Below are 24,891 nucleotides of genomic sequence, written 5' to 3'. Positions count from 1 at the left end.
TTGAGCGGGGCGAGGTGACGACGCATGCGGTACGCCATTCATTACACCCCTTCCCCGAATGACCCGATGACTTTTGCTGCTGCATCGTGGCTCGGTCGTGACGTCTATTCCGGCCACAGCGTGGAGCCGCCTGCGCAGACCGGCCTTGGAATGCAGGAACTCTCCTACTTCACCGCACTTCCGCGCCGCTACGGTTTCCATGGTGCGATCAAGGCGCCGTTCCAGCTTGCCGAGGGCATGACCGAAGCCGCGCTGCTTCGTGACCTGATGCGGTTTGCCGGTGCACACCAGCCTTTCACGTTGCCGCCGCTCGAAATCGCCAAGCTCGGTAACAGCTATGGGCTCGTACCGTCGTGGCCGTCAGAGACTTTGAATTTTCTCGCAGCCAGCGTCGTGCAGGATTTCGACCGGTATCGTACACCGCTGTCGGATGCAGATATCGACCGGGCCGATCCGCACCGGCTGTCTGCTACGCAGCTGACCAATCTGCACCGCTGGGGGCACCCTTACGTCATGGATGAGTTTCGTTTTCAAATGACGCTCACAGGGGCCATCGTACCGGCCGATTGTGCGCGCCTGGAGCGTGCATTGCGCAGCGTGTTCGCTGCTCTCCTCGAACGCCCGCTGGAGTTTGCCAATCTGGCGCTCTTTGTCGAAGAGGAGCCGGGGGCACCGTTCAGGGTGCATTCGCTGCATCCCATGGGTCGTGTCTCGGCGCGCAAGATCGCCTGATTGCGAGGTGCGCTGGACGCCTCAGCCCAGCGAAAAGGCAGCGGGCGCTTTTGGTGAAATTGCGCTGAAACGCTCTCGACTTTCCGGTCTGCAATGCTACCGTTCACGAAATTTCGTGAAGGTGATTTGATGATTTCCGCAGACTATCCCCGCAATCTCATTGGTTATGGCCGCAACGCCCCCGATCCGAAATGGCCGGGCGGTGCGCGCATCGCCGTGCAATTCGTCATCAATTACGAAGAGGGCGGAGAGAGTTGCATTCTCGACAATGACAAGGCGTCGGAATCGCTGCTGTCGGAAATCGTCGGCGCGCAACCATGGCCGGGGCAGCGCAACCTGAACATGGAATCGATCTACGAATACGGCTCGCGCGCCGGTTTCTGGCGTCTGTGGCGCATGTTCACCTCGCTTGGCGTGACCACCACCGTGTACGGCGTCACCTCGGCTATGGCGCGCAACCCGGAGGCGGTTGCCGCCATGAAAGAAGCCGGATGGGAGATCGCCAGCCATGGCTACCGCTGGCTGGAATATAAGGATTATTCCGAAGAGGAAGAGCGCAAGCACATCCTCGAAGCGGTGCGGCTCCACACCGAACTGACGGGCGAGCGCCCCTACGGCATGTATCAGGGCAAGCCGTCGGACCATACGCTAAAGCTCGTCATGGAGGAGGGTGGCTTCCTCTATTCCTCCGATTCCTACGCCGACGATCTGCCCTATTGGGTGAAGGGGGCAAAGAACGATCCGTTCCTCATCATCCCCTATACGCTTGAAACCAATGACATGCGCTTTGCCACGCCGCAGGGCTTCAATTCCGGCGATCAGTTCTACACCTATCTGAAGGATGCCTTCGACGTGCTCTATCAAGAGGGCGTGGAAGGCTCGGCCAAGATGATGAGTGTCGGGCTTCATTGCCGTCTGGTCGGTCGTCCGGGACGTGCGGCAGCGCTTCGCCGCTTCATCGAATATGTGCTCGGCCACGAGAAGGTCTGGATACCGCAGCGTATCGACATCGCGCGCCACTGGCATGAGCATCACAAGCCGGAGGCGCTTTGATGCTAGAGCGTGACGATTTCATCAGCCGCTTCGGCGGCGTCTTCGAGCATTCCCCCTTTATCGCCGAACGCGCCTATGATTCAGGTGTCGTGGTGGAGCCGCTGACGGCGAGAAGTGTTCACGAGGCGTTGTGCGTGCCGTTTCGTGCGGCATCTTATGAGGAGCGTCTTGGCGTCTTGCGGGCGCATCCGGATCTTGCTGGCAAGCTCGCCATTGCCGGTGGGCTGACAGAAGACAGCAAAAAGGAACAGGCCGGTGCCGGGCTCGATCGACTGACACTGGCGGAGCATGCGCGTTTTACAGAGCTCAACACGGCCTACGTGGAGAAGAACGGCTTTCCTTTCATCATCGCAGTGAAGGGGCTTAACAAGGACGATATTCTGCGTGCCTTCGAAGAGCGCATTCACAACGATGCCGAACAGGAGTTTGCCACGGCAACCGCGCAGGTGGAGAAGATCGCTTACTTGCGCCTTTCCGCGCTGTTGCCTGAGACTGCTGCCTGATGCGGCGGCTTTCCATGCGGGGTTTCTCGCTCTATATTCTCTGCCAGCAAAGGATTTGAGCGATGAGACCGTCGGAGGTGATGGAACAGAATCGGGAGGCGATCCGCGAAGCGACGAAGCGCTTCAACGCGGCAAACCCGCGTGTCTTCGGTTCGGTGGCGCGCGGCGAAGATCGCTCGGATAGCGATCTCGATATTCTGGTCGATGCCTTGCCGGAGACGACGCTTTTCGACCTCGGAGGATTACTCGAAGAACTGTCCGAGACTCTGGGCGTGCCTGTCGATGTCGTCACATCTGGTGGGCTTCATGCCAGGATCAGGGATCGTGTGTTGCAGGAAGCAAAGCCGATATGAATTCGGACCGGCTGCTTCTCCAGCTCGAAGAGATCGAGAGCGCTACGGCAAGTATTCTGAAATTCGTCACGGACATGGACGAGGCCGCATTTCTTTCCGACGAACGGACACAGATGGCGGTGATGATGGGGCTTGCGATCATTGGAGAAGCTGTGGTCAAGATCGACCGAGGAGCGCCGGAGTTCTTGCGGCAACACCCCGATATCCCTTGGGCGCGGATGAAGGGTATGCGAAACCTCATCGTGCATGACTATTTCCGAGCTGAAATGTCTGTTGTCTGGAAGACGGTGACGGAGAGTATTCCCGAGTTGCAAGAGCATCTTGCCACCATCCGAAACTGGCGAGCGCAAGGTGAATGAGCATTGAGTGAGTTTCTGGAAATCCGCCCTCTCGAGCGCGAAGCCTTTCGTGCCTTTGGCGATGTCATCGAAGCCGATCCGTCGACGATGCGCCTCATCAATGGCGGCAATACCGAGCGTTATCATGCGCTCTCTCAAGCCGATGTCACGGGTGAGGGCGCGCGGGTGGTGATCAACATCTTTCGGGGCAAGCCAAGGCGTTTTCCCCATGCCGTGGATATGATGGAGCGGCATCCGTTTGGCAGCCAGAGCTTTTCGCCGCTTTCGGCGCGACCCTTCCTTGTGGTGGTCGCGGAGGATGAGGGTGGCAAGCCCGGTCGGCCCCACGCCTTTCTGGCAGCGCCCGGTCAAGGGGTGAACTATCATCGCAATGTCTGGCACCATCCGCTGATGACGATCGGTGAGACCAGCGATTTCCTGGTGGTGGACCGCGATGGGCCAGGCGTTAATCTGGAAGAATATTTTTACGAGCAACCCTTTTTGATAGCGGAGCCACGCCCATGACCGGCCTCACGACACATGTTCTCGATGCTGCCCATGGCACGCCTGCGCAAGGGCTGAAAATCGATCTCTACCGGCTGGATGGTGAGCGTCGCGAGAAGCTGAAGAGCGTAGAGACAAACAGCGATGGCCGGGTGGATGGTGGGCCGCTCCTGGTGGGGGAGGCGTTTCGCGCCGGACAGTATGAGCTGGTTTTCCATGCGGGCGATTACTTGCGCCAAAAAGGCCTTGTACTTCCCGAACCTGCCTTCCTAGACATCATTCCCATCCGCTTCGGCATTGCCGATGAGGCCGGGCATTATCACGTGCCGCTGCTGCTTTCTCCCTTCAGCTATTCCACCTATCGCGGCAGCTGATCGCCATGATCTTTGCCGTGATTGCCGATGTTCACGGAAACCATGCGGCACTCGAAGCGGTGCTGGCAGATATTGAAAAGCTTGGGATCACCGATATCGTCAATCTTGGCGACTGTTTCAGCGGACCGCTGGATGCGGGGCGCACGGCGAGACTGCTGATCGACCGTGGCATTTTGACGGTGCGCGGCAATCATGACCGTGCCTTGATCGAACAGCAGCCCGATGAGATGGGACCGTGGGAAAAGACGATCTTCCCGCAGCTTTCACCTGCAGATATCGACTGGCTGAAGACCTTGCCCTTCGACATGGTGTTCAAGGGCGTGGCCTATTGCTGTCACGGCTCACCGGCTGGCGATCTCGATTACTGGCTGGAGCGTATATTGCCGGAAGGCGTGCTGCATCTTCGCCCGCGTGCCGAGATTGAGGCGCTCGCCAGCGGCATCCATCAGCCGATCATGCTGTGCGGCCACACGCATATCGCCCGCATCGTGCAGCTTTCCGACGGAAGGCTGATCGTCAATCCGGGCAGCGTCGGCTGTCCCGGCTGGAAGGATGACGAGCCCGTCTATCATCAGGTGGAGGTTGGTCATGGGCTCGCTTCCTATGCGGTTCTCGAAGAGACCGCGCTCGGCTGGCAGGTGACCCATCGCAATATCCGCTACGACGCAGCGCCCATGGCTGCGCTGGCCCGCAAGAATGGGATGAACCGCATCGGCAACGCCATTGAAGGCGGCTGGCTGGACTGATCTCGGTAGAACGCGCTCACCGCTGTGGGGCTTAGCCGTTGCTGGTCATCACCACGCAGGAGTAGGAGCGAGCTTTCAAGTCCTTGCAGGCCGAAAGTGCCTCTGCCTGGGTGTCGAAACCGGTGAAGCGGGCGCGATAGAGTGTCGCGCCACCGGTGCTCACGGCTTCGGTATAGGGGGCCACACCGGCATGGCCGGATGAGAGCGAGGCCTTGGCGGATTTCAACATGGACAGAGCAGCGGCTTCGGAGTCGGTTGCAGCGATCTGCACTTCCCAGCGGCTTCTACCTGGGGGAACGGCGGATGGTGCGACGGCGGATGTCTGCATCATATCCGCCATGACGTTGTCTGCCGATGCAATCTTCTGAGCGATCGGGTCTTGGCGTTCGGCAAACATGGGAAGCGGCACGACCGACGGGGGGGTATCGAAGGTGCGGCTGGTGCTGGCACTGGCGATCAGCTGTTCCGTGCCGCGTGTACGCGATGCTTTCGGTAGCGTCCTGTCGAGAAGGGCAACGACCTGGTTATCACGGCGTTGCGCGCTCTGTCCGCCGAGCACGACGGCAACGACGCTGCGTCCATTGTGGTTGACGGCGCTGACGATGTTGAAGCCGGAAGCATTTGTGTAACCGGTCTTGATGCCGTCCACGCCCTTGTAACGCGTCAGCAGACGGTTATGACCGCGAATGGTTTTGCCGCGAAAGCTGAAGGAGGTGGCGCTGAACATCTTGTATTCACGTGGGAAATCCCGCTGGAGGGCAAGGCCGAGTTTCGCCATATCGCGCGCTGTCGTCACCTGAGACTTATTCGGCAGGCCGGAGGCATTGCGGAACACGGTTTTCGTCATGCCAAGCTGGCGGGCCTTGCGTGTCATCATGTCGGCAAAGCGGGCTTCCGAGCCACCGAGATGATCGCCCATGCCTTCGGCAAGGTCATTGGCGGATTTGACGATCATGCCATAGACGGCTTCGCGCACGGTGAAGGTGGTGCCGGCGCGCACGTAAAGCTTGGAGGGAATGGTCGCAGCACCGTTCTTCGACATGGTGATGCGCTGGTCCCAGCTGATACGGCCCTTATGCAGAGCCTCGAATGTCAGATAGAGGGTCATCATCTTGGTCAGCGATGCTGGGTATTTCAGCTGATCGGCATTTTGCGAATCCAGCACTTTTCCCGAATTCGCGTCGATGACGATATGCGCATAGCGTGCCTGCGCGGGTGCTGCCCCGAATGTGAGGATCGCGCAGAAGAACGCCAAAGCGAAAAGCCATGCTTCAGCCGTTCCCCGTCTGATCTTACCCGACATGAAATTCCCCTTATGCGTCCCTGTGCTGCCCGTTGCCCTTAAAGTAGCGAAGCTTTCAGGCAACAAAACCGTCCAAAGTTTAGAGACTGCCTTCATGCTTAATTAAGGATGAAAATCGACCCCCACTGGTGGCGGGTCAGATTTGGGGCTTGGCGGAGATTCTCCAGTGCTTCGGCACTGCTTCGGCACTGCTTCGGAGCGATCATAAGGGACGATGGGGAAGCGGAGCGTTCGGGCTAGATGCCTCTACAAAGGCGCCTTTAGCGGGGTTTTAGGGTTTGATCGGGAGTTCGCAAACGCGTCTTTGTCGAGGTGGCGCGAACACCTTTGAAACTCTCGTGCTTATGGCTTTGAAAAGGTGGAGGAAACGGTGCCGCCCTCACGTGATTGTGAGGGCGGCAACAGCGTTGCGTGGTCTGGATAGCTCTCGATCAGGGGTTCTGAACGAGGATGCTGCGATCGACATCAGTGATCAGGCGCTTGCCGCAAAGCGCCATGGTGATGTCCATTTCCTTGCGGATAATCTCAAGCGCTGTCGTGACACCGAGCTTTCCGTTGGCGCCAAGACCGTAGAGGAAGGGGCGACCGATATAGGTGCCCTTGGCGCCAAGCGCGATGGCTTTCAGCACGTCCTGGCCGGAGCGAATGCCGCCATCCATATGGACTTCAATCCGGTCGCCGACGGCATCGACGATCTTCGGCAGCATGGTGATGGAGGAGAGGGCACCGTCCAATTGCCGGCCGCCATGGTTGGAGACGATGATGGCATCGGCACCAGACTCCGCGGCGGCGCGTGCGTCCTCCTCGTCAAGAATACCCTTCAGGATCAGTTTGCCACCCCAGCGTTCCTTGATCCACTCGACATCCTTCCAGGAGAGACGCGGGTCGAACTGCTCCGCCGTCCAAGAGGAGAGGGAGGAGAGATCTGAGACGTTCTTGGCATGGCCGACGATGTTGCCGAAGCTGCGGCGCTTGGTCTGCAGCATGTCGAGGCACCATTTGGGCCGTGTCGCCATCTGCCAGATATGCTTCGGTGTAAACTTTGGCGGGGCCGAAAGGCCGTTGCGCAGATCCTTGTGGCGCTGGCCGAGGATTTGCAGATCGAGTGTCAGGACCAGTGCCGAGCATTTGGCGGCCTTCGCCCGGTCGATCAGATTGTTGATGAAGTCGCGATCCTTCATCACATACAGCTGGAACCAGAAGGGACGCGAGGTGACAGAGGCGACATCCTCAATCGAGCAGATGCTCATGGTGGACAGCGTGAAGGGAACGCCGAATTCCTCAGCAGCCTTGGCGGCCAGCATTTCCCCGTCGGCATGCTGCATGCCGGTAAGACCTGTCGGAGACAGCGCAACTGGCATGGACACCTTTTCGCCGATCATTTCCGTTTCCAGCGAACGGTTGGTCATGTCGACCAGCACGCGTTGGCGCAGCTTTATCTTTTGAAAATCATCCTCATTGGCGCGATAAGTGCCTTCGGTCCATGCGCCGCTGTCGGCGTAATCGAAGAACATTTTGGGCACGCGCCGTTGCGCCTGTCTCTTCAGGTCGGCGATGGTGAGGATTTTGCTCATGGATAAAACCTTCAAATCTGAATGCTGACTGCATACCATGAAATACCAAGGCGCAACATCGAAATGTGGCGATGATCATCTGTCCCGTGCGACAAAACGAAGCTCACGCGTGCGCTCATTCGCTAGGGTCGTTTTTAACTGGTCGCCGCTGAGTTGCAATGGTTCGCCTTAAAATCGCCTTTTACGTGCCATTTTCTCGCATTGGCAATGAACCCACTATTTTCACGAGAATTTTGACCTATTTTGCGTGGCGTATTTTGGAGGATAGCATGATCACCGTATTCTTCTGGGCACCGGAAGCCTCTAGGGCGAATGTTGGACACATCAGCATGAAGATAGGCGTCGGACAATCCAAGGGCCTAGAAACCTATGTCAGTTGGTGGCCGAACACGCGCGCTGAAGGCGGCTTTCTCAAGGATCCTGTCAGCCCTTATACCTATGAGCAAGACATCGGACCTAACGGAGAGGGAAAACCGCCGACCGCCAGTGTCAGTATTTCCGGTCTCAACGAAGCGGCGATGAAACGTGCCTGGGCCAATATGCTCGCCAAGAAGCCCGGCTATTTTCTTCTGAGAAAAAATTGCGCCTGGGCGGTCAAGAGCCTGCTGGACGTGGGTACCGGCTACGATCTGGCTGCGATGATGACCGACTTCGGTAACGTGCGTATAGCCGGCGGGGTGTGGACCCCTCGCGCTGTTTTTGAATATTCCAGGCTATTGAAACGTCGCTACGACGGCAGGGCCAAGGTCGCCTCAGGTTCGGGCAGCGGCTCTGTCGATCCGTATTCCCTGCGCCTCGGCTGAGGCGGTATTGGCTCCAAAGCAACAGGACAAGCGGGTGGTATCGCCGCCCGTTATCCTTTCGCTTTGGTGGAGTGCTGCCAAAATTCGTCCCGCTCGGGGATGCTCACACATTGGGCGCAGCTTTGACGACGTCGATAAACGCGCGCAGGGGCGGGGGAACGGACCGATGGCCGGGATAATAAAGTGCCATCCTCTCAGCCGCGTGCATCCAGGATGTCAGCACCGGTGTCAGCTTGCCAGCGTCGATGGCGGGTTGGGCAATCCAGTTGACGACATAGGCGATGCCTAAGCCACTGGCGGCAGCCTCGACCATAAGATCCTCATCATCCAAAACGACTGTCCCACCCGTATCCACGGTGAGTTCCTGTCCGGCGCGATCAAACTCCCATTTGTAAAGCTTGCCGCTTGGCAGGCGGTGGCCGATGCAATGATGATGTGGCAGATCGTGGGGCGTGAGCGGTTCTCCTGCGCGCTTCAGATAGGCGGGCGAGGCCACGCAAAGGAAATGTACGGGCTTGCCGAAAGGGACGGCGACCATGTCCTTCGGGATTGCTTCCATCAGACGAACACCGGCATCGAAGCCAGCGGAAACGATATCGATCAAACGGCCGTCCGCCACGAGATCGACCTCGACGTCAGGAAAGCGCTCTGTCATCAGCGGAAGGATTTCACGCACGAGATAGGCGATCGTGACGCGCGGCGCGTTTATCCTGACCCGGCCTGCGACATTGCCACGAAAAGTCGCCGTAGCATCGAGCGCCTCGTCCAGCAAATTCATCACATTGTGCAACCGGTTGAGCAGCGACAGGCCCGCTTCCGTGGGCGAGACGCTACGGGTCGTCCGGTTCAGGAGCCGTACGCCAAGGCGCTCCTCAAGCGCACGCACTGTGTGGCTCAAGGTGGAGGGGGCAGTTCCAAGCTCGTCCGCCGCACGACGGAAGCTGCGGTGCGTGGCGACGGCCATGAAGGCAGTAAGTTCGGTCAGGGATGGGCGCATGATTGATGGGAATTTTGCATGAGCACATCCCAATTTCAACGTCTAATCGCATCTATGCATCATTGCTATCTGTCCATCAGCCGAGGCGACCACGCCAATCGCCCCCAACAGGAGAGAGCAAATGACAAAGTCCGAAGCAATTTTTCCAGCACGCCGTCAGGCGCTTTACGATATGCATCGCTATTCCGCCGCCATCCGATCCGGTGATCTTCTGTTCATCTCTGGACAGGTTGGCGCGCGGGAGGATGGATCGCCAGAGCCGGAATTTGACAAGCAGGTTGAACTGGCCTTCACAAATCTCAAAGCGGTGCTGGAGGCGGCCGGAGGTACGATCGGCGACATCATCGACGTGACGACATTTCACACCGATCCAGAACAGCAATTCGCGGCGGTGATGGCTGGAAAGGATAAAATGTTTCCGCAAGCGCCCTATCCGAACTGGACGGCAGTCGGCGTGAACTGGCTTGCTGGTTTTGATTTCGAGATCAAGGTCATTGCGCGTGTCCCTGGCGCGTGACGCTTACGATTTAAGGCCTCAGCATCCGCCCGAAAATCGGAATCGATTTTTAGAAAATCAAAATGCTGAAATTCAGGAGTTAGAACTCTGTGTGTCCTCAAAGGGCGCATGCCGTTCTAATTGGTCCTCGATCGCCGCTTTGTCGAGGATGGACCAGACGGACACGATCTGCATATCGCGGAACTCGTAGAAGACGTTTTCGGCGAAGGAAATGCGCCGTCCGTTGATGGCAAGTCCCAGGAATGTGGATTTCGGCGAGCAGTCGAATTCGAGCCTGGCTGAGACGTAGGGCGGCTCGCAGACAAGGAGTGCTATCTTAAAGGAGAGATCCGGAATCGTCTCGAAGTCGCTGATCAGCATCCGCCTGTAACCATCGAGGCCGAAACTCCTGCCATTATGTGTAACGTCGGAGGCAACGAATGACCCGAGACCGTCCCAGCGTTGGTCGTTCAGGCAGGCAATGTAGGCGCGATAGTGATCTGCGAGGTGTGTCATTCAAATCTGACCCTGCTGTTGAAACGGCAAGATTACTTCATTTGAAGCCGGAGTCGCCACCGGAGCTCCACATTTGCGCGGAATGAGCAATTCTGTCACAGGGGATAGCGTCCGTCTTTGACGACAAGGGTTCTCCGCTTCCGACACGTTGACGTCAAGAAAACCACGGTCATAAGAAGCAGAACAGGCGGCTCAAGGCCGCCTGTTCGCATGTGTTTGCTGGAAGCGCTTTGTCTTAAAATTCTTCCCAGCTGGCCGAAGCAGCTGTTGTAGCTGCTGCAGCAGCGCCGCCACCGAACGCGCTGGCGATCTTGCGGCCAAGGGCATGTGCAGGTGAGGCGGCAGGCTTGGAGGCGCTTGTGGCGGCCCTCGGTGTGCCTGTAACATGCGCTGATGTAGTGCGGCTTCTTCCGTCGGTTTCGCCGAGATTAAAGCGCAACAGCAATTGGTTCAGCGATGCTGCCTCCTTAGCAAGGCTATGGCTGGCGGCGGTGGACTGCTCCACCATAGCCGCATTCTGCTGCGTACCCTGATCCATCGAGTTGACCGCGGTGTTGATCTCCTGGAGACCGACGGCCTGTTCGCGAGATGATTCGACAATCGCATTGACGTGGCGGTTGATCTCCTGAACCTCGCCAACGATGACCTCGAGCGCGCGGCCCGTGTCGCCGACGAGATCGACGCCTGCGCGTACATGGGTGCCGGAATTGTTGATGAGCTCCTTGATCTCCTTGGCGGCCTTTGCCGAACGCTGCGCCAGTTCACGCACTTCCTGCGCGACGACGGCAAAGCCCTTGCCCGCCTCTCCAGCGCGGGCGGCCTCTACGCCTGCATTCAGTGCCAAAAGGTTGGTCTGGAAGGCGATCTCATCGATAACGCTGATGATGTTGGTGATCTCTCCTGACGACCGTTCGATTTCCTGCATGGCGGTGACAGCTTTGCGAACCACATCGCCAGATCTTTCGGCGCCGTCACGCGCCTTGTCGACCAGCTTGCCGACTTCTTCGGCACGTCGGCTGGAATCTTTGACTGTCGTGGTGATTTCTTCCAGAGCGGCGGCGGTTTCCTCGACGGATGCCGCCTGTTGTTCGGTACGCTTGGAGAGATCGTCGGCCGCAGCGCGGATTTCATTGGCGCCGGCATCGATGCCGCGGGCGTTTTGTCCCACAGCCCGCAGCGCGTCATTCAGATTGCCGATAGAACTGTTGAAATTGGTGCGCAGCGTATCGAGATGGGACACGAATGGCGTCTCGATCCGGTAGGCGACATCGCCCGCTGCCAGCTTGTTCAGCGCATTTGCCAGTTGATCGACGGCGAACTGAATGTCAGCGGCGTCTCTTGCCTTCTGCGCTTCGCGCTCTGCACGTTCCTTCTCCGTCAGGCTGAGATTGGCAGCAGCTTCCTTTTCCATCCGTTGCTTTTCCAGCGCGTTTTCGCGGAAGACCGAGACAGCCTTCGCCATCTGGCCGACTTCGTCGCGACGATCCTGGCCGTCCACCGGTGCCTGCGTTTCGCCCGCGGCAAGCGATGTCATCCGCTGGCGAAGGGCCGCAATCGGCGTAATGATGCCTTTGGTCGCAACGACGAGCGATGCGATGATGCCGAGCGCGAAGGAAATGCAAGCTAGAGTGATCGACCAGAAAATAGTGGTAGCGGTCTGGTTGCTGAGCTCTTCGCTCTTTGCAACGACTTGTTTTGTTTTGTCGTCCAGAATCTTGGAGGCGTCTTGAGCCAATGGGAGAATCAAAGCGTCTGCCTTCGCTAGCAAGAGCTTGGCTTCGTCATTGCGATCCGCTTGGCCGAGTTTTACGGCCTCATCTGTGACCGCAATAACCTCTTGCGCCCGGCTGGTCAGTGCGTCGATTGAGGCTTTTTGGTCTGGCAAGCGCTGAGCCGCATCTCGAAAGCGCAGCAGCAATTTTTCCTTACCGTCATTATAGAGTGACATCGCGGAAACCATGGCGGGCGTTCCGCTGTCGTAGAACAGGGTTTCGTAGGCAGCGTAGGCAATTGCTGTCAGGTTTCGGGTTCCACGTGCCAAGGAAAGCGCGCCAGCATTGTCCTGCACGATAAAGTTCGTGTAGTCTTCGTCTGCCTGACTGTAATTATAAGCCGTATAAGCGGTAGCAGCTAATCCCACGACGCATAACGGTAATACGACCGCAAGGACTTTCGTCCGGATGCCGGCGTTTCTCAAAAATGACATCTCTTTTATTCCGTTCAAGAAAGGCCAGTACGACACGGAGGCAATATTTTGGGAGCCGAAGATCGGCGCCACCGTAGGGGTCGGGCAGATGGAGTGTCCACATGGCGATCGAAATCAGCCATCATGGCGCCCTATGATCGTCCATCACATAGTAAAATAGTTATAGTTTAAATATAATTAAGGCCCTATCGGTAGCTATTCATATATTCAATGGGTTATTTAGCCAGGACTGCTTTTTGTGCTGTGCCGGAAACATAGGTCTCGACAACTGTTCTGTCGTCACCCATCGTCAGCATCAGGAATAGTTCTTCCGTCAGGCTGTTCACGACCTCCATCTTCAACGCCATAGCGGGCGTGGACGAAGCGTTGAGGACGGTGATATCCGCGTCCGTTCCGGCATCCAGCGTGCCGATGCGATCCACCATGGACAGCGCCTCTGCATTGCCACGTGTCATCAGATACCAGCTTTCCAGCGGATTGAGACGCTCTCCGAGCAATTGCTGGATCTTGTAGGCCTCGTCCATCGTGCGCAGCATGGAATAGCTGGAGCCGCCGCCGATGTCTGTCGCAACCGCGATGCGGACCGGCTTTTCGCGCCGTTGCAGCTTCTTCATCGGAAACAGGCCGGAGCCGATAAACAGATTCGAGGTGGGGCAATGCACGGCGACAGCCCCCGTTTCCGAAAGCACGTCCGCTTCGCGATCGGACAGATGGATGGCGTGGCCGAGCAGCGTCTTTTTGCCCATCAGGCCGTAGCGCACATAAATGTCGGTATAGTCGATCGCTTCCGGGTAAAGCTCGCAGGTGTATTTGATTTCGTCCAGATTTTCCGAAAGATGCGTCTGAATGAAGAGGTCCGGAAACTCTTGCGCAAGCGCCTGGGCCGCTTCCATCTGCTTCGGCGTCGAGGTGATGGCGAAGCGTGGGGTTATGGCCACGTGGTTGCGGCCTTTACCGTGCCAGTCGGCAATCACCTGACGCGTCTCGTCATAGCCGAGTTCGGGTGTATCGAGCAGCCCTTGCGGCGCGTTGCGATCCATCATCACCTTGCCGCCCACCATCAGCATGTTGCGCTTCAAGGCTTCGGCGAAAAAGGCATCGGCAGATGTCTTGTGGACCGAGCAATAGGCAACAGCAGTGGTGGTGCCGTGGCGGATCAGCTCGTCGTAGAAATGGGTGGCGATACGCTGCGCATGTGCGCTTTCGACGAAGCGGCATTCTTCCGGGAAGGTATAAGTGTTCAACCACTCCAAGAGATTGGCGGCATAGGAGCCGATGACCTGCATTTGCGGGAAATGCAGATGCATGTCGATAAGGCCCGGCACGATCAGGTGAGGGCGGTGATCCTTCTCTTCAACGCCTTCCGGCGCCTTAGCGCGAATATCGGCATACTCGCCGATGGCTGCGATCTTTCCTTCCGATACCAGCAGACCGCCATCCTCGATATAGAGGTAGCTTGCTGTGTCATCGATGGAGAGGGGTGCGCGCTTGAAGCTCAAAAGGCGTCCGCGCAGCAGCAGCATGGTCATTCAGTCTTTCCTTGAGAAACGGCGCTTTCATACCAGGCGGTCAGCACCTTGCGTTCCTGTGGCGTGATCGCCGTGATGTTGCCGGGGGGCATGGCATGGGAGCGGCCCGCCTGTAAATAGATTTCCCGTGCATGGGCGGCAATTTGGTTGTCGGTTTCTAGCTTCACCGCTTTCGGGGTGAAGTTGACACCCTCCCACACGGGTTCCGCGGCATGGCACATGGAACAGCGCCCCTGGACGATATCGCGCGCGCTGGCGAAATGCGCGTCCGCTAGGAAGATCTGCTGGGCGGGGGAGAGCTTGGCTGCGGCAGCCTCCTGCTCTCCGGTCAGCACCTTCGGCGCGGTGGACAACCACATGATGAGGATGAAGATGAGGGCCGTAACCAGCCAGGTCCAGGTGGGCTTACCCTTGCGGGCATGGGTGGTGTTGAACCAGTGGCGGATTGTAACGCCCATCAGGAAGACGAGTGCTGCAATCACCCAGTTGAACTGCGTACCGAATGCCAACGGGTAATGGTTCGACAGCATGAAGAAGATGACCGGCAGCGTCAGATAGTTGTTGTGGAGCGAGCGCTGCTTGGCGATGCGTCCATATTTCGGGTCCGGCGTGCGACCCGCGATCAGGTCTGCGACAACAATCTTCTGGTTGGGGATGATGATGAAGAAGACATTGGCTGACATGATGGTGGCGGTGAAAGCGCCAAGATGAAGGAAAGCGGCGCGACCGGTAAAGACCTGCGTATAGCCCCAGGCCATCGCGACCAGCGCCACATAGAGCACGATCATCAGGCCCCAGGTGTTGTTGCCGAGCGGCGATTTGCAGAGGAAATCGTAAAACAGCCAGCCGACGGCAAGCGAGGCGAGCGACAGGCCGATTGCCTGCAGCTGCGTCAGTTCCAGCACCGAATGATCGATGAGGAAGAGGTCTGCCCCGCCGTAATAGACGATACAGAGCATGGCAAAGCCGGAGAGCCAGGTGGCGTAGCTTTCCCATTTGAACCAGGTGAGATGTTCCGGCATCTGCGCGGGCGCGACCAGATATTTCTGGATGTGATAGAAGCCGCCACCATGCACCTGCCACTCCTCGCCATAGGCGCCGGGTGGCATGTTCGGGCGTTTGACCAGCCCGAGATCGAGCGCGATGAAGTAGAAGGAAGAGCCGATCCAGGCGATGGCGGTGATCACGTGCAGCCAGCGAACGGCAAAGGCCATCCATTCCCACGCAATGGCGTATTCGTACATTCTGTTCCCCTGTCTTTGCGTCGCACAATGCGAAAAATCGCTTGCCTAGGGAAGGGGCAACATCGCGTTTTGCGCAGGAATGTCGTCAGCCCTTAACCGACCCGTTATCGATCTTATAGATCGTCAGGAAATTCCGACAGCATCCAGTCCCTGAAGATTTTGATCTTCGGCACGTTGCGACGGCTTTCCGGATAGACCAGCCAGTAATCATGCCCATCGTTGCAGACGAGATCGAAAGGCTGGATCAGGCGCCCGGCGGCCATATCCTCGGCAAAATGAGTGGGATTGACGATGGCGACACCGTGGCCAGCCATGGCCGCCGCCGCCTCCAGATATTGGAAGCCAAAATTGCTGCCGGTGCGAGTGTCGAGATCGGTCTCGTGAACGCCGGCCTCTCGAAACCAGTGCTTCCACCACCGGTCCTGCGGGCTGATGATGGTAAGCTTCAGCAGGTCGGCGGGCTCTTTCAGGCCACCCAACTTTTCGACCAGCAGCGGGCTGACGACGGGGGCAAAATCGAGGCGCATGATGCGGTGGCAGATGAGGCCCGGCCAGTCGCCTTTACCCCAGCGAATGCCCAGATCGATGTTCTCGCGCAAGAGATCGACAATCTCGTTGCTAAGCGCGAGGTGAACGGCTGTCTTGGGGTTGGCCGCCTGGAAGCTCCCAAGCCGCCGGGCAAGCCATTGCTGAGCAAAGGTCGGCGTGGCGGAGATCGTCAGCACATCGGAGACGCTCTTCCTTGTATCCGCAACGGCCGCTTCCAGCATGGTCAGGGCTTCGGATGTCTGTCGCGCAAGCTTTTCTGCCGCCGATGTGAGTGTGACCTGCCTTGGACGGCGAACAAAGAGCGTGGCGCCCACATAATCCTCCAGAAGCTTGATCTGATAGCTCACCGCCGTCTGCGTCATGCCAAGCTCGTCGCCTGCCTTGGTGAAGCTCAAATGCCGGGCAGCGCTTTCGAAGACGCGCAGCGCATTCAGCGGAAAGTTTCGCGACATCTTCATGGATAAGCTCTCTTCATCTATTCAGGCTGACGTTTCATTGGTTATCGGCGTCAAAATCAAGCATATTTTTCTCACAGCATCAAAACAGCTCAGGAGAAGAGACGATGGGTGCCATGACGTTGAACGTCTGGCTGCGCTTTTTTGCGTGGCTATGGAAGACCGACTGGTTTGGCGAAGGCTACAGGCCTGCAAACAGGCTCGATGACGATGCGTTGAGCGAACATCTCAAGCGCGATCTTGGCTTCATCGAGGGGCGGAGCCGGATCGGGCAGGGCATTGAACGGCAAAGCGATGAACTGCGTGAAGCACTTCGGCAGTTACCAAGGCCGCTATGACGGCGGGGCGTTTGTCTTTGACGACGGTGCCGCCGATGGGTAGCACGAGATTGTCGAGTGTGCCGCCGTGCCCTTCGCGGGAGAGCCAATTCGCGAAGGTGGCGCGCTTGGTTCTCGATCCAATCATGCCGACATAGGCAAGATCGTTTCGGCCGAGGGCTTCCTTCGCGATCAGAAAATCCAGCGCGTGGTCATGGGTGACGATGATTGCCGCAGCGCCTGCGGGGATGTCGCTGACCATCGCTTCGGGCATGGCTGCCAGATGCGTCGATACATTGTCCGGTAGCCCGATCAACTCCTCGCGGCGCGTCTCGATGACGGAGACGGAAAGGGGCAGAAGCGACAGGCTGTTTGCAAGCGCTTTCCCTACATGGCCAGCACCGAAAATGAAGACGGCGGGTTGCCGATCCTCGACCTCTCTCATCCGTTCGGTCAGCGCAGCCGAGACAGCCTCCGTCACCCGGGTGAAGCGCAGCAGGGTGCGACCGCCGCAACATTGGCCGATTTCCGGGCCTAGCGGAATGTCGAGCGCATCGACATTTGTTCTGCCCTCCAGCATGGCGCGCGCATGATCGATCGCCATATATTCGAACTGACCGCCGCCGATTGTTTCCCAGATGCGGGTTGCCGAGACCAACATGAAGGTACCAGCCTCACGCGGAGAAGAGCCCTTGACGGCTTCGATCTCCACGAGGATGGCTGGGGCTTGAGCGAGGAAGGTGGTCAGTGGTTCCGGCACGGGTTTGCCTCACACCTTCTTCAACCGCTCCACCGCCATCAGCACCCGCTCAGGCGTTGCCGGGGCATCGAGGCGTGGGCAGACCTTGTAATCGGCAACCGAGGCAACCGCCATGGACAGCGCTTCCAGCACCGAATTGGCCAGCATGAAGGGCGGCTCGCCGACGGCCTTGGAGCGACCGATGGTGGGCTCGGCGTTTTCGGACCACTCCGCCAGCTTGACGTTGAAGATTTTCGGCCGGTCGGAGGCAAGCGGGATCTTGTAAGTGGAGGGCGCGTGGGTGCGCAGTCGGCCCTTGCCATCCCACCACAGTTCCTCCGTCGTTAGCCAGCCCATGCCCTGAACGAAGCCGCCTTCGATCTGGCCGATATCGATGGCCGGGTTCAGCGACTTGCCGACATCGTGGAGAATATCGGTGCGCTCCATCATATATTCGCCGGTCAGCGTATCGATGGTGACTTCCGAGCAGGAGGCGCCATAGGCATAGTAATAGAAGGGCGTGCCGCGTCCGGCGGCGCGGTCCCAGTGGATTTTGGGGGTCTTGTAGAAGCCTGCGGCAGAGAGTTGCACGCGGGCGAAATAGGCCTGACGCACAAGATCATTGAAGGCGATTTCTTCATCGCCAATGCGGACGCGGTTCGGCAGGAAGGCGATATCCTGTTCCGTGACGTTCCATTTTTCCGCGGCAAACTTGATTAGCCGTTCCTTAATCTGACGGGCGGCATCGAGCGCTGCCATGCCGTTGAGATCCGTGCCGGAAGAAGCGGCAGTCGCCGAAGTGTTCGGAACCTTGCCGGTGGTGGTGGCGGTGATCTTCACCCGGCTGATATCCACCTGGAACGTATCGGCAATGACCTGCGCGACCTTGGTGTAGAGGCCCTGGCCCATTTCCGTCCCGCCATGGTTCAGGTGGATGGAGCCGTCATTGTAGACATGCACCAGAGCACCCGCCTGGTTGAAGGCGGTCATGGTGAAGGAGATGCCGAATTTGACCGGTGTCAGCGCAATGCCCTTGCGCAGGATCGGGCTTTCGCGGTTGAACGCGACGATCGCCTCACGGCGTGCGCGGTAGTCGCTGGAGGTCTCCAACTCCTCCACCACGCGGGCAATGATGTTGTCTTCTACTTCCTGATGATAGGGCGTAGTGGTGCGGCCCGAGCCGGTCTCGCCGTAAAAATTCAGCTTGCGGATATCGAGCGGGTCCTTGCCCACCGCATAGGCGATTTCCTCGATGAAGCGTTCGGCCCCGAGCATTCCTTGCGGGCCGCCGAAACCGCGAAAGGCGGTATTGGAAACCGTGTGGGTTTTCAGTGGCTTGGAGGCAAGCTTTACATGCGGATAGAAGTAGCTCGAATCCGCATGAAAGAGCGCTCGATCCGTGACGGGGCCTGAGAGATCCGATGAGAAGCCGCAGCGGGCGGCGTATGTTGCATCAACGGCATGAATGCGGCCTTCGTCATCGAAGCCGAGTTCGTAATCGACGCGGAAATCGTGGCGCTTGCCGGTGGCGACCATGTCCTCGTCGCGGTCCGGACGGATTTTGACAGCACGCTTCAGCTTCTTGGCGGCAATCGCGCAGAGTGCGGCAAACTGGTTGCCCTGCGTCTCCTTGCCGCCGAAGCCGCCGCCCATGCGCCGAACCTGCACGGTGACGGCATTGGAGGGTACCTGCAGAATATGGCTGACGATGTGCTGGATTTCGCTTGGATGCTGGGTGGAACTCCACACCGTCACCTCGTCATCCTCGCCGGGCACGGTCATGGCGATATGGCCCTCGAGGTAGAAATGTTCCTGACCGCCGATGCGCATCGTGCCGGTCAGGCGTCGCGGTGCGACATCCATCTCCACTTCAGCCTCACCGCGTTGCAGCACCATGCCGGGCGTCACCAGCGGCTCACCATTTTCAAGGGATGAGTCGATATCGGTAAAGTGCGGCAAATCCTTGTAAGTGATCTTTGCCTTGCGGGCCGCATGGCGAGCAATCTCGCGGGTCTCGGCAAAAACGGCGAAGATCGGCTGGCCGTGGAATTGCACCAGCGTTTCGGCCAGCAGTGGCTCGTCATGGCGCCCGCCGGAGGAGACATCGTTTTCGCCCGGCACGTCCTTGCCTGTCATGACCCAGACAACGCCGGGCGTTGCCTCGACTTCGGAGAGATCGATGGACAGGATTTCGGCATGCGCCCGGTCCGACAGGCCGAGCGCGCCATGGATGAGGCCTGCGGGTTCCGGAATATCATCGATATATTCGGCACTTCCGGTGACATGCTTATGCGCTGAATCATGGCGAAGCGATCCGTGCATCTTGCCATCGACTTCGTTCTTGGCGCGTTCGAATGTGGTGGTGTCCATGGATCAAACCTCCTCAAGCGTGAAGCGCTTGATTTCCTGCGGTGTCCCCGATGTCTCCAGGAAGAAACGGGTCAGCAGGTTCTTTGCCGTTAGCTGGCGGTACTGCGCGGTGGCGCGCCAGTCGGTCAGCGGCTGGAAATCCGCGTCGATGGTATCGCGCGCGGCATCTATGGTACTTTGCGTCCAGGCCTTGCCCTTCAGCGCCTCTTCCAAAGCCGTGGCGCGCTTTGGCGTACCGGCCATGCCGCCGAAGGCGATGCGGATATCGCTGACCGTGCCGTCTTCGCCAAGCGCGAGATGATAGGCGGCGCAGAGTGCCGAGATATCCTCATCGCGGCGCTTGGAAATCTTGTAGATGGCAAAATGAGTGTCGGTTGCAGGCAGCGGCACCTCGATCTTCTCGACGAATTCTCCGGGCAGACGGTCCTGCTTGCCATATTCAATGAAGAAAGTTTCGAGCGGGATCGTGCGGCTGCCGGAAGTGGAGCGCAGCGTCAGCGTCGCGCCGAGTGCAATCAGCGGCGGGGGCGTATCGCCGATGGGCGAACCATTGGCGATGTTGCCGCCGATCGTTCCCATGTTGCGCACCTGTTGCCCCCCGAGGCGGTCGATCAGGCGACCGAAGGCCGGGATATGGTCGGCAAGCGTGTTGAAGGCCTGGGCGTAGGTCACGCCGGCGCCGATCGAAATCATGCCTTCCGACACGGAGATCGATTGCAGCTCGCTCAGGTGATTGATGAAGATGACGGTCTTAAGCTCCCGCATCTGCTTGGTGACCCAAAGGCCCACGTCGGTGGAACCGGCAACGATAGTGGCCTTCGGTTCCGCAGCATAGGCATTGGCAAGATCGGTGAGGTTGCCCGGAATGATGGTGCGATGACCATCCTTGGTCACGGTGATCGTGTCGTTCTGCTGGATGCCCCAGAGACGCGACATGATGGTGGAGCGCTCGCTTTCGATGGGGTCGAAAAGCGTGCTGGGCCGTGCGGCGGTGACACTCTCGGCGGCTTTGACGATGGGCTCATAGCCGGTACACCGACAGAGGTTGCCTTGCAGCGCTTTCTCGATCTCAGCCCTCGAGGGCTTGTCGCTGGAAAGCCAAAGACCGTAGAGCGACATAACGAAGCCCGGCGTGCAAAAGCCGCATTGTGAGCCGTGATAATCCACCATGGCCTGCTGGACCGGGTGAAGCGTACCGTCCTTTCGCGCCAGATGCTCGACCGTGACGATATGGGTGCCATGCAGCGAGCCTAGGAAACGGATGCAGGCATTGACGCTTTCGTAGCGCAGCGAGCCTTCCAGCAACCTGCCGATCAACACCGTGCAGGCGCCGCAATCGCCCTCCGCACAGCCTTCCTTGGTGCCCGTCAGGCGTTTGCGCAGCCTCAGATAATCGAGCAGGGTTTCCGTCGGCGCAAAGTCCGACAGAGTGATCGTCTCGTTATTGAGGATGAAGCTGATTGCGTCTTTCATGCACTGCCTTCGTATCTGTTTCGGAGTCCACCCGAATGAAGTGATTTATTCGGGTCTATTGCGCCGTCCAGCCGCCGTCGATGGAAATATGCGTGCCGGTTATCTGCTTGGCCGCGTCACTTGCCAGGAAGAGCGCGGTGGCGGCCACATCCTCGACATTGACGAATTCCTTAGTTGCCTGCAGGCGTAAGAGAACATCGTTCTTCACGGCTTCCTCGCTGATGCCACGCGCCTTTGCAGTATCCGGTATCTGTTTTTCCACCAGCGAGGTCAGCACATAGCCGGGGCAAATGGCGTTGACGGTGATGCCGGTTTCCGCCAACTCCAGTGCAGCGGATTTCGTAAGCCCCATGATACCATGTTTTGCCGCAACATAGGCAGATTTGTATGGCGAGGCCACAAGCCCATGGGCGGAGGCGATGTTGATGATGCGGCCTCTGCCTGCTGTCTTCATCAGCGGGATGACGGCGCGCATGGTGTGGAAGGCGCTCGTCAGGTTGATGGCGATGATACGGTCCCATTGTTCCAGCGGGAATTCCTCCACCGGTGCTACATGCTGGACACCGGCATTGTTGACCAGCACATCCACCGAACCAAGCTTCTCATGCGTGGTCTTGACGAGGTCGAAAATCTCTTCCGGTTTCGTCATATCAGCGGGGTGATAGAGCACGCGGGTGCCGCTTTCTGCCTCCATCAAAAGCCTGTTGCTTTCGATATCGTCGGAATCGCCGAAGCCGTTCAGCATGACGTTGCAGCCATTATTGGCGAAGGCTTGCGCGATGCCTAAGCCAATTCCGCTGGTCGAGCCGGTAACGATCACTGTCCTTAGCATGCGTTCCCCTTTTTTGACGTCGATGCAAGACTTTAGACAACGTTATGCTCAAACCGGGGGAACTGGCAATTGGATTCGAAACGGACGCCGCTTGTGGCTTGACTTTGTCTGTTGAGCATATTGTGGTGCGCGCGATTGATTTCAGGGAGGAATGAATGGGCGGATACGTTATCGCCATTGACCAGGGCACCACGTCGACGCGCGCGATCATCTTCGATGAGTCCATGAAGGTTGTCGGATCAGGCCAGAAGGAGTTTCGCCAGATCTTCCCGAATTCCGGGTGGGTGGAGCACGATCCCGAGGAAATCTGGGAAACGGTCGTCTGGTCGATCAAGGAAGCTCTCAAGAAAGCCAATCTGCAGGCATCCGACATTGCAGCCATCGGCATCACCAATCAGCGTGAGACGACGCTGATCTGGGACCGCGAAACCGGCAAACCGTTGCACAATGCCATCGTCTGGCAGGACCGGCGCACGGCAAAGCTTTGCGACAAGCTGAAAAAGGCCGGCCACGAAAAGATCTTTGCCAAGCGCACCGGTCTGCTGCTCGACCCATATTTTTCCGGCACCAAGCTTTCCTGGCTGCTCTCCAATGTGAAGGGTGCGCGCAAGCGGGCGGAGAAGGGCGAGCTTTGCTTCGGAACGGTCGATACATTCCTCATCTGGCGACTGACGGGCGGCAAGTCCTTCGTGACCGATGCCACCAATGCTTCGCGCACGCTGATGTTCAACATCGAGAAGAATGTCTGGGACAAGGAACTCCTCGACATTCTTGATGTGCCCAAATCCGTGCTGCCGGAGGTTCTGGATTGCGCCGCAGACTTCGGCGTGGCGGATGGCGAGCTGTTCGGCGCGGAAATCCCGATCCTCGGTGTCGCCGGAGATCAGCACGCCGCTGTTATCGGGCAGGCCTGCTTTTCGCCGGGCATGCTGAAATCCACCTACGGCACAGGCTGCTTTGCGCTGTTGAACACCGGCGAGGACATCGTCCGGTCCAAGAACCGCCTCTTGACGACGATCGCCTATCGTCTGGACGGCAAGTCCTATTACGCGCTGGAAGGTTCGATCTTCGTTGCCGGTGCTGCGGTCCAATGGCTGCGCGACGGGCTCAAAGTCATCGGCTCTGCTTCGGAAACCGGAACGCTGGCAGACAAGGCGGATGATGCGCAGGAGGTGTATCTCGTGCCGGCCTTCGTCGGTCTTGGCGCGCCCTGGTGGGATGCGGAAGCGCGTGGCGCGATGTTTGGCCTGACACGCGGTACCGGTCCTGCGGAGTTCGCGCGCGCGGCACTGGAAGCCGTCTGCTATCAGACGGGTGATCTTCTGGATGCCATGCACAAAGACTGGAAGAACGACGATTGCGATATCGTCCTTCGCGTCGATGGCGGCATGGTGGCTTCCGATTGGACCATGCAGCGCCTGTCCGACTTGATCGATGCGCCGGTGGACCGTCCCGTGATCCTTGAGACGACGGCACTCGGTGCTGCCTGGCTTGCGGGCAGCCGAGCAGGGGTGTGGCCGGACATGAAGGCCTTTGCCGAAACCTGGGCGCGCGACCGCCGCTTCGAACCGAAGATGGATAACGAGGTTCGTGCACGCAAGCTGAAAGGCTGGAAGAACGCGGTGCGCCGCACGCTCAGCAACGTTTGAGCGCTGCTCCATCCATCGAGAAAATCGAAGTTTCCGGTTCAGATTTTGAATTTGCGCCGGGAACCTTCGATGTCTATCTGAGGGCATGAGCGTAGCCAGTTTTTGCAAGCGAGCGCTCCGGACAAAGCGAGGAGCGCACCCATGGAACTTGGCCTTTACACATTTGCCGATGTCAATCCGAACCCGGCTGATGGTCGTGGCCCGGAAGGTGTGCGTCGCCTGAAGAACCTTTTGGAAGAGATCGAGCTTGCCGATCAGGTGGGGCTCGATGTTTTCGGGCTGGGGGAACATCATCGTCCCGACTATGTCGTCTCTTCGCCTTCGACCGTGCTCGCGGCTGCGGCGGTCAAGACGAAGACCATCCGCCTTTCCAGTGCCGTTTCGGTTCTGAGCTCCGATGATCCGATCCGCGTCTTCCAGCAGTTCGCCACCGTCGATCTGTTGTCGAATGGGCGTGCCGAGATCATGGCGGGGCGCGGCTCCTTCATCGAGTCCTATCCGCTCTTCGGCTACAATCTCGAGGACTATGACGATCTCTTTGCCGAAAAGCTCGACCTGCTTCTGGCAGTGAGAGATCGCGAAATCGTCACCTGGTCGGGCGAAAAGCGTGCGCCGATCAACGGGCGCGGTGTCTATCCCCGTCCGTTGCAAGAGGCTCTACCCGTGTGGATCGCGGTTGGCGGCACACCGCAATCGGTGGCGCGTGCCGGGGCCATGGGTCTGCCGGTAGCGCTTGCCATCATCGGCGGCGAGTACCGTCGCTTTGCGCCTCTATTCGATCTTTACCGGGAAGCGGCGCGCCGGGCAGGCCAGCCGGTTGAGAAGCAGAAGACCAGCATCAATGTCCACGGCTTCATTGCCGATACCACCGACAAGGCAGCAGACCAGTTTTATGGCCCGCAGGCGGAGGTGATGAACCGCATCGGCCGCGAGCGCGGCTGGGGCCCGACGAACCGGGCGCATTACGATATGGCGCGAAGTGCCGAGGGCAATCTTTTTCTCGGTGAACCGGAACTGGTGGCGGAAAAGATCATCAAGGCGCATGGCGTCTTCAAGAATGATCGCTTCCTGTTGCAGATGGCAATTGGCCTGATGCCGCATGATCAGATCATGCGCGGGATCGAACTCTACGGCACGAAAGTCGCTCCAATCGTCAGAAAAGAATTGACTGGCACTGCCGATAGGGTGAAAGCCTCGCCATAAGCGGGCGCTTTTTGGCGCCCTTTGCCGAAGACA

General features: G+C 58.5%; 24 protein-coding genes. 12 read left to right on the top strand and 12 right to left on the bottom strand.

The window, feature by feature from the left end; translation table 11 throughout:
• Positions 1-24: 24 nt before the first annotated feature.
• The 8 genes from QZ862_RS03690 (at position 25) to QZ862_RS03655 (ending at position 4,603) form a co-directional block, all read left to right on the top strand.
• The gene (locus QZ862_RS03690) at positions 25-732 is read left to right on the top strand and encodes a DUF1045 domain-containing protein (protein ID WP_296097597.1); all 708 of its coding nucleotides are present in this window, start codon (positions 25-27) and stop codon (positions 730-732) included.
• 129 nt (positions 733-861) lie between these two features.
• Positions 862-1,785, top strand: coding sequence for an allantoinase PuuE (puuE, locus tag QZ862_RS03685; protein WP_296040584.1), 924 nt, complete (start codon positions 862-864; stop codon positions 1,783-1,785).
• A complete protein-coding gene (gene uraD, locus QZ862_RS03680; protein ID WP_296097595.1) occupies positions 1,785-2,288 on the top strand; it encodes a 2-oxo-4-hydroxy-4-carboxy-5-ureidoimidazoline decarboxylase in 504 nt (167 codons plus the stop codon). The genes puuE and uraD overlap by 1 nt, the downstream gene beginning before the upstream one ends.
• Before the next feature lie 62 nt (positions 2,289-2,350).
• Positions 2,351-2,641, top strand: coding sequence for a nucleotidyltransferase family protein (locus QZ862_RS03675; protein ID WP_296097593.1), 291 nt, complete (start codon positions 2,351-2,353; stop codon positions 2,639-2,641).
• Positions 2,638-3,000, top strand: coding sequence for a HepT-like ribonuclease domain-containing protein (locus tag QZ862_RS03670; RefSeq protein ID WP_296097591.1), 363 nt, complete (start codon positions 2,638-2,640; stop codon positions 2,998-3,000). The genes QZ862_RS03675 and QZ862_RS03670 overlap by 4 nt, the downstream gene beginning before the upstream one ends.
• Before the next feature lie 3 nt (positions 3,001-3,003).
• Positions 3,004-3,504, top strand: coding sequence for an ureidoglycolate lyase (locus QZ862_RS03665; protein WP_296097589.1), 501 nt, complete (start codon positions 3,004-3,006; stop codon positions 3,502-3,504).
• Positions 3,501-3,857, top strand: coding sequence for a hydroxyisourate hydrolase (gene uraH / locus QZ862_RS03660; RefSeq protein WP_296097587.1), 357 nt, complete (start codon positions 3,501-3,503; stop codon positions 3,855-3,857). Before QZ862_RS03665 ends, uraH begins: the two co-directional genes overlap by 4 nt.
• A gap of 5 nt (positions 3,858-3,862) precedes the next feature.
• Positions 3,863-4,603 carry a metallophosphoesterase family protein gene (locus QZ862_RS03655; protein WP_296097586.1) on the top strand — a complete coding sequence of 247 codons (741 nt, stop codon included), beginning with the start codon at positions 3,863-3,865 and terminating at the stop codon, positions 4,601-4,603.
• A gap of 31 nt (positions 4,604-4,634) precedes the next feature.
• Here the strand turns inward: QZ862_RS03655 and QZ862_RS03650 are convergent, their stop codons facing one another.
• On the bottom strand, positions 4,635-5,906 hold the full coding sequence (locus QZ862_RS03650; RefSeq protein WP_296040558.1) for a D-alanyl-D-alanine carboxypeptidase: 1,272 nt from the start codon (positions 5,904-5,906) through the stop codon (positions 4,635-4,637).
• 431 nt (positions 5,907-6,337) lie between these two features.
• Positions 6,338-7,480, bottom strand: a complete 1,143-nt coding sequence (locus QZ862_RS03645; protein ID WP_296097584.1) for an alpha-hydroxy acid oxidase — start codon at positions 7,478-7,480, stop codon at positions 6,338-6,340.
• 158 nt (positions 7,481-7,638) lie between these two features.
• Between QZ862_RS03645 and QZ862_RS03640 the strand changes: the two genes are divergently transcribed.
• On the top strand, positions 7,639-8,283 hold the full coding sequence (locus QZ862_RS03640) for a hypothetical protein (RefSeq protein WP_296097582.1): 645 nt from the start codon (positions 7,639-7,641) through the stop codon (positions 8,281-8,283).
• Positions 8,284-8,386: 103 nt separating this feature from the next.
• Here the strand turns inward: QZ862_RS03640 and QZ862_RS03635 are convergent, their stop codons facing one another.
• Positions 8,387-9,283, bottom strand: coding sequence for a LysR family transcriptional regulator (locus QZ862_RS03635; RefSeq protein WP_296085133.1), 897 nt, complete (start codon positions 9,281-9,283; stop codon positions 8,387-8,389).
• Positions 9,284-9,401: 118 nt separating this feature from the next.
• Between QZ862_RS03635 and QZ862_RS03630 the strand changes: the two genes are divergently transcribed.
• On the top strand, positions 9,402-9,797 hold the full coding sequence (locus tag QZ862_RS03630) for a RidA family protein (protein WP_296097580.1): 396 nt from the start codon (positions 9,402-9,404) through the stop codon (positions 9,795-9,797).
• Positions 9,798-9,869: 72 nt separating this feature from the next.
• Here QZ862_RS03630 and QZ862_RS03625 read toward each other — a convergent pair whose 3' ends face one another.
• From QZ862_RS03625 to QZ862_RS03585, 9 genes are all read right to left on the bottom strand, one after another.
• Positions 9,870-10,292: an ester cyclase gene (locus QZ862_RS03625; RefSeq protein WP_296097578.1), complete on the bottom strand. Its 423-nt coding sequence runs from the start codon at positions 10,290-10,292 to the stop codon at positions 9,870-9,872.
• A 235-nt stretch (positions 10,293-10,527) separates the two neighbouring features.
• Complete coding sequence (locus QZ862_RS03620) at positions 10,528-12,498, bottom strand: methyl-accepting chemotaxis protein (RefSeq protein WP_296097576.1); 1,971 nt, start codon at positions 12,496-12,498, stop codon at positions 10,528-10,530.
• Between the two features lie 215 nt (positions 12,499-12,713).
• Positions 12,714-14,027, bottom strand: coding sequence for a guanine deaminase (gene guaD / locus QZ862_RS03615; RefSeq protein WP_296097573.1), 1,314 nt, complete (start codon positions 14,025-14,027; stop codon positions 12,714-12,716).
• Complete coding sequence (puuD, locus tag QZ862_RS03610) at positions 14,024-15,271, bottom strand: urate hydroxylase PuuD (RefSeq protein ID WP_296097571.1); 1,248 nt, start codon at positions 15,269-15,271, stop codon at positions 14,024-14,026. Before puuD ends, guaD begins: the two co-directional genes overlap by 4 nt.
• Positions 15,272-15,384: 113 nt before the next feature.
• Positions 15,385-16,278: a LysR substrate-binding domain-containing protein gene (locus tag QZ862_RS03605; RefSeq protein WP_153311811.1), complete on the bottom strand. Its 894-nt coding sequence runs from the start codon at positions 16,276-16,278 to the stop codon at positions 15,385-15,387.
• Between the two features lie 243 nt (positions 16,279-16,521).
• The gene (xdhC, locus tag QZ862_RS03600; protein WP_296097569.1) at positions 16,522-17,352 is read right to left on the bottom strand and encodes a xanthine dehydrogenase accessory protein XdhC; all 831 of its coding nucleotides are present in this window, start codon (positions 17,350-17,352) and stop codon (positions 16,522-16,524) included.
• 9 nt (positions 17,353-17,361) lie between these two features.
• On the bottom strand, positions 17,362-19,701 hold the full coding sequence (xdhB, locus tag QZ862_RS03595) for a xanthine dehydrogenase molybdopterin binding subunit (protein ID WP_296097567.1): 2,340 nt from the start codon (positions 19,699-19,701) through the stop codon (positions 17,362-17,364).
• 3 nt (positions 19,702-19,704) lie between these two features.
• Entirely contained in the window at positions 19,705-21,174 is a 1,470-nt protein-coding gene (gene xdhA / locus QZ862_RS03590) for a xanthine dehydrogenase small subunit (protein ID WP_296097565.1), read from the bottom strand.
• A gap of 55 nt (positions 21,175-21,229) precedes the next feature.
• Positions 21,230-22,006, bottom strand: a complete 777-nt coding sequence (locus QZ862_RS03585; protein ID WP_296097545.1) for a 3-hydroxybutyrate dehydrogenase — start codon at positions 22,004-22,006, stop codon at positions 21,230-21,232.
• Between the two features lie 155 nt (positions 22,007-22,161).
• Here QZ862_RS03585 and glpK point away from each other — a divergent pair, with 155 nt between their 5' ends.
• Together glpK and QZ862_RS03575 are read left to right on the top strand one after the other, a co-directional pair.
• Positions 22,162-23,655 carry a glycerol kinase GlpK gene (glpK, locus tag QZ862_RS03580; RefSeq protein ID WP_296097543.1) on the top strand — a complete coding sequence of 498 codons (1,494 nt, stop codon included), beginning with the start codon at positions 22,162-22,164 and terminating at the stop codon, positions 23,653-23,655.
• Between the two features lie 141 nt (positions 23,656-23,796).
• Positions 23,797-24,858 carry an LLM class flavin-dependent oxidoreductase gene (locus QZ862_RS03575; RefSeq protein ID WP_296097541.1) on the top strand — a complete coding sequence of 354 codons (1,062 nt, stop codon included), beginning with the start codon at positions 23,797-23,799 and terminating at the stop codon, positions 24,856-24,858.
• Positions 24,859-24,891 lie beyond the last annotated feature (33 nt).

The organism is uncultured Agrobacterium sp. (genome assembly GCA_913777615.1).
Classification (GTDB): Bacteria; Pseudomonadota; Alphaproteobacteria; order Rhizobiales; family Rhizobiaceae; genus Agrobacterium.
The sequence above is the reverse complement of the archived record's forward strand: the minus strand, read 5'-3'. Positions and strand labels throughout refer to the sequence as shown.

What these genes read in the sequence shown, in the direction of transcription:
- QZ862_RS03690 (WP_296097597.1), top strand. Translation starts at nt 25, where the DNA reads ATGCGGTACGCCATTCATTACACCCCTTCCCCGAATGACCCGATGACT.
- puuE (WP_296040584.1), top strand. Translation starts at nt 862, where the DNA reads ATGATTTCCGCAGACTATCCCCGCAATCTCATTGGTTATGGCCGCAAC.
- uraD (WP_296097595.1), top strand. Translation starts at nt 1,785, where the DNA reads ATGCTAGAGCGTGACGATTTCATCAGCCGCTTCGGCGGCGTCTTCGAG.
- QZ862_RS03675 (WP_296097593.1), top strand. Translation starts at nt 2,351, where the DNA reads ATGAGACCGTCGGAGGTGATGGAACAGAATCGGGAGGCGATCCGCGAA.
- QZ862_RS03670 (WP_296097591.1), top strand. Translation starts at nt 2,638, where the DNA reads ATGAATTCGGACCGGCTGCTTCTCCAGCTCGAAGAGATCGAGAGCGCT.
- uraH (WP_296097587.1), top strand. Translation starts at nt 3,501, where the DNA reads ATGACCGGCCTCACGACACATGTTCTCGATGCTGCCCATGGCACGCCT.
- QZ862_RS03655 (WP_296097586.1), top strand. Translation starts at nt 3,863, where the DNA reads ATGATCTTTGCCGTGATTGCCGATGTTCACGGAAACCATGCGGCACTC.
- QZ862_RS03650 (WP_296040558.1), bottom strand. Translation starts at nt 5,906, where the DNA reads ATGTCGGGTAAGATCAGACGGGGAACGGCTGAAGCATGGCTTTTCGCT.
- QZ862_RS03645 (WP_296097584.1), bottom strand. Translation starts at nt 7,480, where the DNA reads ATGAGCAAAATCCTCACCATCGCCGACCTGAAGAGACAGGCGCAACGG.
- QZ862_RS03640 (WP_296097582.1), top strand. Translation starts at nt 7,639, where the DNA reads ATGGTTCGCCTTAAAATCGCCTTTTACGTGCCATTTTCTCGCATTGGC.
- QZ862_RS03630 (WP_296097580.1), top strand. Translation starts at nt 9,402, where the DNA reads ATGACAAAGTCCGAAGCAATTTTTCCAGCACGCCGTCAGGCGCTTTAC.
- QZ862_RS03625 (WP_296097578.1), bottom strand. Translation starts at nt 10,292, where the DNA reads ATGACACACCTCGCAGATCACTATCGCGCCTACATTGCCTGCCTGAAC.
- QZ862_RS03620 (WP_296097576.1), bottom strand. Translation starts at nt 12,498, where the DNA reads ATGTCATTTTTGAGAAACGCCGGCATCCGGACGAAAGTCCTTGCGGTC.
- guaD (WP_296097573.1), bottom strand. Translation starts at nt 14,027, where the DNA reads ATGACCATGCTGCTGCTGCGCGGACGCCTTTTGAGCTTCAAGCGCGCA.
- puuD (WP_296097571.1), bottom strand. Translation starts at nt 15,271, where the DNA reads ATGTACGAATACGCCATTGCGTGGGAATGGATGGCCTTTGCCGTTCGC.
- QZ862_RS03605 (WP_153311811.1), bottom strand. Translation starts at nt 16,278, where the DNA reads ATGAAGATGTCGCGAAACTTTCCGCTGAATGCGCTGCGCGTCTTCGAA.
- xdhB (WP_296097567.1), bottom strand. Translation starts at nt 19,701, where the DNA reads ATGGACACCACCACATTCGAACGCGCCAAGAACGAAGTCGATGGCAAG.
- xdhA (WP_296097565.1), bottom strand. Translation starts at nt 21,174, where the DNA reads ATGAAAGACGCAATCAGCTTCATCCTCAATAACGAGACGATCACTCTG.
- QZ862_RS03585 (WP_296097545.1), bottom strand. Translation starts at nt 22,006, where the DNA reads ATGCTAAGGACAGTGATCGTTACCGGCTCGACCAGCGGAATTGGCTTA.
- glpK (WP_296097543.1), top strand. Translation starts at nt 22,162, where the DNA reads ATGGGCGGATACGTTATCGCCATTGACCAGGGCACCACGTCGACGCGC.
- QZ862_RS03575 (WP_296097541.1), top strand. Translation starts at nt 23,797, where the DNA reads ATGGAACTTGGCCTTTACACATTTGCCGATGTCAATCCGAACCCGGCT.